The 6,559-nt window shown below is 49.4% G+C and carries 5 protein-coding genes and 1 pseudogene; 1 reads left to right on the top strand and 5 read right to left on the bottom strand.

The annotated features are described in order from the left end of the window. Positions 1-108 precede the first annotated feature (108 nt). Positions 109-1,875 (top strand): PAS domain-containing protein, encoded by a 1,767-nt coding sequence (locus tag BLW38_RS10320; protein ID WP_245710157.1) that lies wholly within the window; start codon positions 109-111, stop codon positions 1,873-1,875. A 3-nt stretch (positions 1,876-1,878) separates the two neighbouring features. On the opposite strand, the gene BLW38_RS10315 is transcribed toward BLW38_RS10320, so the two are convergent. The 5 genes and pseudogenes from BLW38_RS10315 to BLW38_RS10300 form a co-directional block, all read right to left on the bottom strand. Then, complete coding sequence (locus BLW38_RS10315) at positions 1,879-2,649, bottom strand: hypothetical protein (RefSeq protein ID WP_143040859.1); 771 nt, start codon at positions 2,647-2,649, stop codon at positions 1,879-1,881. 18 nt (positions 2,650-2,667) lie between these two features. Then, positions 2,668-3,258, bottom strand: a complete 591-nt coding sequence (locus tag BLW38_RS10310; RefSeq protein WP_143040858.1) for an RNA polymerase sigma factor — start codon at positions 3,256-3,258, stop codon at positions 2,668-2,670. Positions 3,259-3,384: 126 nt separating this feature from the next. Continuing rightward, positions 3,385-3,645: a DUF7386 family protein gene (locus tag BLW38_RS16845; protein WP_092817159.1), complete on the bottom strand. Its 261-nt coding sequence runs from the start codon at positions 3,643-3,645 to the stop codon at positions 3,385-3,387. Between the two features lie 609 nt (positions 3,646-4,254). Then, positions 4,255-4,362 (bottom strand): annotated as a pseudogene (locus BLW38_RS15885) (IS5/IS1182 family transposase); the annotation flags it as partial. A gap of 166 nt (positions 4,363-4,528) precedes the next feature. Next, entirely contained in the window at positions 4,529-5,764 is a 1,236-nt protein-coding gene (locus BLW38_RS10300; protein ID WP_092817158.1) for a Cdc6/Cdc18 family protein, read from the bottom strand. Positions 5,765-6,559: the final 795 nt, after the last annotated feature.

The raw sequence follows: 6,559 nt of genomic DNA, 5'->3' as shown, positions 1-6,559 counted from the left end.
TCGATTCACTCGACGAACTTACAACGGCAATCGATACCGCTCTTGACCAAATTTCTATCCCAAAAGTGAGCAACTATTTCTAACGTCTACTATATTGACGAGGAAAGTTTGATCGCTGATGTCGGCGAAGGAGTACGAATACTCCACATAGAAGACGACCAGAGCTTTTCTGATCTTGTAGCGACGTTTCTCGAACGCGAACGCGACTACTTTGAAGTGGAAACGGTAAACGATCCACGAGATGGGCTTGAATATATAGAAGAGGCTAACGTGGATTGTGTTGTCAGCGACTACGAGATGCCTCATTTAGACGGACTGGCCGTACTCGACGAAGTGCGAAATGAATTCCCAGACTTGCCGTTCGTTCTGTTTACTGGAAAGGGAAGTGAGGAGATCGCCAGCGAGGCCATCTCCAAAGGTGTGACGGAATACTTACAAAAAGGTGGCAGTACGGAGCAGTATGAAGTTCTAGCTAACCGAATCGAACAGGCAGTAGCACGTCACCGCGCCGAGCGACAGGTCGCACGGGGATTCCGCGCTATTGAAACGGCACATGACGGCATCAGTCTTCTCGATAACAACGGACGATTCATCTACATCAACGATGCGTACGCCGACATCACTGGGTATGATCGTAAGGAACTGATCGGTGAGCACTGGGAGACTCTGTACCCGGACGACGAGGTAGAACGAGTTCACGAGGAAATGTTACCTGAAGCGCGGGACGACGAATGGACGGGACGTACTGTCTACGTTAGGAAGGACAGTAGCTTGGTTACTGTTGATCATCGTCTCTCCTACACAAAAGATGACGCCCTAGTCTGTACGATCTCCGATATTTCCGAGACGAAGCAGGTGCGTGAGGAGCTGTCGTTGAAGGAACAGGCGATGGACGCAGCGCCGATTGGCATCACCATTGGGGACACTGACGGGGCAGATAACCCACTTATCTACGCGAATGGCGGATTTGTCGATTTAACTGGCTATCCCCGTGAAGAGATTATCGGGCAGGACTGCCGGTTCTTACAAGGAGAAGAGACGCGAGAGCCACCCGTAGCTGAGATGCGCGAGGCGATCAACAATGCGGAACCGGTCACTATCGAGTTGCGCAACTATCGCAAGGACGGCGAGATGTTCTGGAACCGCGTCAGCATCGCACCGATCTTCGACGAAGACGGCGAACCAGACTACTTCGTTGGCTTCCAGCAGGATGTGACCGAAGAGCGCGAAATACAGGAACGGCATGAAGAGTGGGTCGAAATGATGCAAGGGTTCGGACAGTTGCTATCCCATGACTTGCAGACACCACTCGACGTGATCCAAGGGCGGATTGAGTTAACCCAAGAGACTAGCGAAGTCACTCATCTGGAAGATGCACAAGAGGCGCTTGACAGAGTAGAGGAATTGATTGGGGACGTGGCGGATGTAATGCAGACTGGAGAGTTAGTGAGTGACGAGGAATACGTTGACGTTGGGAAATTGACGAAGGAAGTGTGGCAGACGCTGGACGTTGGAGACGCGTCGATTAAGATAGCCGATGAAATACCGGACGTGTACGCGGACGAATTAGCATTAAAGAGATTGCTGGAGAATCTGTTAGGGAACTCGCTGGAACACGGCGAAGAGGACATTCTAGTCCGCGTGGGACGACTAGATGACGAGCCAGGATTTTATGTAGAGGATAACGGGCCGGGAATTCCAGAGAACGAGCGAACCGATGTGTTCGTGCCAGGATTTACGACGAAAGAGAGTGGTACTGGCTTCGGGATGGCAAGTGTGGCGCAAATCGTCGCGGCGCACGGATGGCGAATACGAGTACAAGACGGGATCAACGGTGGTGCAAGATTCGAAATTTTCGAGATAAAGGGTACGTAGAACCTAAAACAAATTTTTTGACAGGTCTCCAAAGATATTTTCCAACCGTCGGACTGCATCTGGCGCAATTCGTTGAGCAGCCATCGGTTCAATGATTCGAGACGCGAACACGGCAGCAGCAAGTTCCTCGTCACTGCCTTTCCGATAATCAACGAACGGTCCATCCGTTTCAATCATCGGGCCATAAAGTCGCTCCGAGAGTCTCCTAGCCTGTTCTTTTTCATCCGGCATTCGGAAGAGCCGAGGGTGCTCTTCGATTCCACTATCCGGACTCCACGCATCATAGAATGCGTGACCCACTTCGTGTGCAAGCACAATTCCCGTGCGGAACCCTGGAAAGTCGTCTGAGTCTGTCCCGATCTCGATTAAGTTGACCCCACGCCAGTACTTCCCGCGCACGGTCTCGTCTTCAAATGTAACATCACGGGTGACGCTGTCAACGTAACCTTCCTCGGTAGCCAGCTCGGCAACCCGGTTTGCACGACGACGCTGTTCGTCAATCGGAATAGTATCTACGAACGGGAAATCGAGCTCCATCATATTTTCCCGCCACTCCGACAGGGCTCTAGTGACTGGCTCGTTCGACTCTTCATCTCGTTCCCGTTCCGATTCTTCACGTTCGCTATGGAGCTGTTGAGCTTGCTCTAGCGGATCGCCACCCTCTCGAAGCGTGAATGGTGTGTCTTCGTCTCCAAGGCGAACAAATCCGTCATCCAGTTCCTGAATCCGATTATCTATTCGATCCGCGAGTGTTGGCGATGGAAAGCGACTCATTCAGCGTCTCCTCGTATCTTATGAGAGGGGCGTAATGTCGCTTGAGGAACTCGCCTCGTCACTGACCCCTGCCTCATCAAAGAAGTCTGGATGAACCTCAGCGAGTTCATCAGCATCGACATAGACGAACTGAACCAAGTTCTCTGCCGCGGTCAGTTTCTCTTTCGCCCGCTGAAGATGCGTATCGACAGTACTCGGGGAGATGTTGAGGATTGCAGCCGTTTCATCACGGCTGAACTCCGCTTTCTCCCGAAGCGCGTATACATGGGCTTGTTTGTGACTAAGCGGCGTCAGATCGCCAAAGTGCCACGCCTGTAGGAGCGCTTTTCCCACGGTCGAGAGTTCAGTCTCTACGTCGGCGGTACTAAATTCTCGAACACAGGCAGACATCAACCGGCTCTCACACTCAATCGTGTACTCCGGTTTGAGTTCCTGGCTCTCATAGTGACCGATCAAGATGCTTCCCTGGCCGTGAATGTAGTAAGCAGCTAATCCAGCGAACTTACCGTCGCCAGTAACGCGTCCAATAAGAACCGCATCCTGGTCCAGAAGCCGTCGGGGAAGACCCTCGAATTCGGTTTCTTCGGAGACAGTTGGCTGATGGGGCATCGTCTTGCTACATATTTGTAGCAAAAGGTCAAAAAGCTATCGCCGCTGAACTCATCAGCGCTGGAATCGCTTGGACAGGATAGTCAAATCAATCAGAGAACCGGAGCTGGTGAAGTGAACTACTGATTATCGCCATTTCGACTCAATACTGGTCCGATACCGTAGTCCAAGTACGGATGTGTTACAGCAATCCTTGATTTCCTGCGGCGGATACCGGTCACGAACCTTCTGAATATTATCTTCACTCTCGATGAGGTGCGTCAGTGCTGCGTCGATGACATCGCTCATCGGTGGATCATCATCTGGTCCGCCAGCGACAATCTCACTAGCCCGGTCAAGTTTGCGCTTCCGTTCGTCACTTAGTCTGAGTGTAGTTCTGTCAGTCATTTATGTACCGTTGTCCATACGGTGGGGGAGTTGACGTGGTCCTAAGGTGACCGAACGCAGTTTCCTTATAAACGGCTCAACAGTGCTTGGTCGGGTGGCAGGATGATCCCGGTGGACTGCCACTCGATCTATATACGCAATTCCGCTCTCACCGCTGGGGGTGTACATACATCGAGACAATTGCATACATTCGCGTGCGACCCCGTGGGGTCGGCCTCGAAAACCTGGTTCCCGGTACTTGAACAACCATTTGTGACGCATATATACTGGTTCTCCTTGATCCCCGTATAAAGTCGGAAAGTCACCCACAGGGTGTACACGGTCACCTGACCGCGTATAGGGACACGGTGTTCTCTTGCTAAGCGTTGCGACTTCAGTAAGAGTGCTTTCCGTGCTCGGCTCTACCAACAATCTACATCACAAGAGCGATTCTCCAATTCACATTCTTCAAACAGCGAATTACTGTACGTTCAGACACTATACCGCCGCCTTACGATGGCCTCAATCTCTCTCATATTGTCTTTCGTACGACTTATTCGGGCGCCTGAATCATCGCTCACCCCTCATTTCGTTTGTAGAAATGCCAAACAGTCAGGTTGGACAAACCTAGTGAAGCGATGTGAACTCACGATACTTGATCAGTGGGCGAATCTCGTATTGACGGGCACGTCTGATTTTCTGGTCGTCGTAGCCTTTGCCGACGAGCAGGATGTCAACAGACACAGACTCAAAGTCAGATGGTAGCAAGGACGATAACCAGTAGCGTCACTCACTCAATCCAGCGATAGCGCGTACACCTGGGCTAAACACTTCCTTGCCGGTTCACCTGTCGCTCCTGCACTCAACCATCTCCAGAGTTTCCTCGTAACTACAGGGGCACAGGTTATGACCAGCTATCTGAAACGAATGTTTGGATGTTTACTTCAGGGTTTGGAATCGCTAAGGGATCAACCGAGATATTGTTGTTACGAAGGTATCTAACAAATCGGCCAGTGGTTGCTACGGCAGGTTGAAAGATCTCATGAGGCGGTATTGCGACTTCATGCGATGACCAAGTTCCGCCTGCACGGCCGATATTGTGTTCTTGTGTGCGTACAACTCCTTTTTCTCGTAGATTAGCGATGAGTTGTTGGACCCTTCGCTTTGAGATATTATCAAGATTAAACGACTGACATTCTCTATCGTACTTATCATATAATTCGTCAGTAGAGATTGGCTTTTCATCCATTTTATTGTGAACGGCGATAATAACACAGATCAATTGTTCTTTCGGCGTGAGATCCTGCTTAAATGTGTAATATGTGTTGAGAGCGTCACGAGATTTTGTCGCTGTATCCAAATGAGCTAATGTCACTCTTGACTCATCGTTTCGATACGCTACGTACCCGGCCAACTCAAGCAATTGAAGTGCATCTCTTGCACTCCCTGTTTCCTGAGATATAATTGCCGCACATTTCGGTATTACTGCATCAGCAAGTGCATTTTCCCTGAACGCTTCGTCCGCATGAAGATTCAAAATTTCCTGTAATTGAGGGGCATCATATGGAGTGGTTTCCAGTATGTTCATATCTGGCCGCTGGAGTACATCCATTGAAATAGACTCAACGAGAGCAGACTCATTACTAATTCCGATTACTCCACATTCTGTCCGGTCTGCTCCGTACGTTGAAATTGACTGCTGTATCTCTTCGAATGGTATTTCACATTCATTGAATTTTTCAAGATTTTCTAATATAATATACCAAACAGTAGATGGATCATCCATTCGTCGTAGAATTACCTTTTCTAACTTATCCTGATGTGTACCACTAGGGTAATCTTCTTCACAAATTCTGCTAGCAAGTTCAACGAATATTTGATATAACGAGGTGTCTTTGTTGCAATTGACCGTCAGAATTTCAATGTCTCTATCAATCTCGTTCTCAAATATTGATAAAAAATGTTGTACGACTGTTCGCTTCCCTGTTCCGTAGTCACCATAAATCAAGAGAGACGGGGCTTGAAAACCATCTATGTACTCTTGAAAAATATTCACTAGCTCAGAGATCGTTTCGTTATGTGCTACAATCTCGTCGGGAGTATACTCATCTCGAAATGGTTGTCTTGTGTTGAATATCATCACTTGTGGTAGATACGAATTAGGGGAATATATGAGTGTGCTATTCAATCAAGTGTTCCATTACGGTTTGAGAGATGACTTTCTTTTTGTGTATTTTAGGTTTGAGTAGAGGAGCGAAGTAGGTATTAATATTATATCCTTGGGACACCCCCACCCCTCATTTCGTTCGTTTCTGTGTTATCGGTGGGGGTAGACTGGCAGTACCGTAAGGACCCCCACCCCTCATTTCGTTCGTTTCTGTGTTATCGGTGGGAGTAGACAAGGGTGTCAAGGTTAGAGGATTGCATTGCGGAAGGCTGCGAAGGCTTTGACCCAGCGCTCTACCGATTTCTAGGAGCTATAGTGGGAGAACCGGTTGTAGAAGAGCCTGGTTCGGTATTCCAGCAGGCCGAACCAGGCTTCGACTAGAGACCATTCCCTACGTTTCTCGACGTGGCTCACAGAGATCGAGGTCCTCAAGCGCCCAATTGTACCACTGTCTGCGCTCCACGAGTACAACAGGATCGCCACGACAGCCCTTCAGTACTCGCTTGAGGAACAACAGTGTGTCGAGGTCAGATCGGTCAAGAGGCACCTCGATGTGGATAACCTCGAAGCTATCCACATTGACTACAGCCCAGACGTAGACCTCGGTATCTTCGAAGTTTAGTTTGGTCTCGTCGATTGCAACCGTCGAATGGTAGTCAAATCGGGATCAAACAGATACGCCAATCGATGATACTACTGGCGCACAGCCTCGTATGACTCCCTGACTACCCGCTGGACGCGACGATACGAGAGACCGGCGTGATACAG

It is taken from the genome of Halopenitus malekzadehii (assembly GCF_900108505.1).
Classification (GTDB): Archaea; Halobacteriota; Halobacteria; order Halobacteriales; family Haloferacaceae; genus Halopenitus; species Halopenitus malekzadehii.
Note: the sequence above shows the minus strand (reverse complement) of the source record. Positions and strands in the feature narration are given on the sequence as shown.

What these genes read in the sequence shown, in the direction of transcription:
- BLW38_RS16845 (WP_092817159.1), bottom strand. Translation starts at nt 3,645, where the DNA reads ATGACTGACAGAACTACACTCAGACTAAGTGACGAACGGAAGCGCAAA.
- BLW38_RS10300 (WP_092817158.1), bottom strand. Translation starts at nt 5,764, where the DNA reads ATGATATTCAACACAAGACAACCATTTCGAGATGAGTATACTCCCGAC.
- BLW38_RS10315 (WP_143040859.1), bottom strand. Translation starts at nt 2,649, where the DNA reads ATGAGTCGCTTTCCATCGCCAACACTCGCGGATCGAATAGATAATCGG.
- BLW38_RS10310 (WP_143040858.1), bottom strand. Translation starts at nt 3,258, where the DNA reads ATGCCCCATCAGCCAACTGTCTCCGAAGAAACCGAATTCGAGGGTCTT.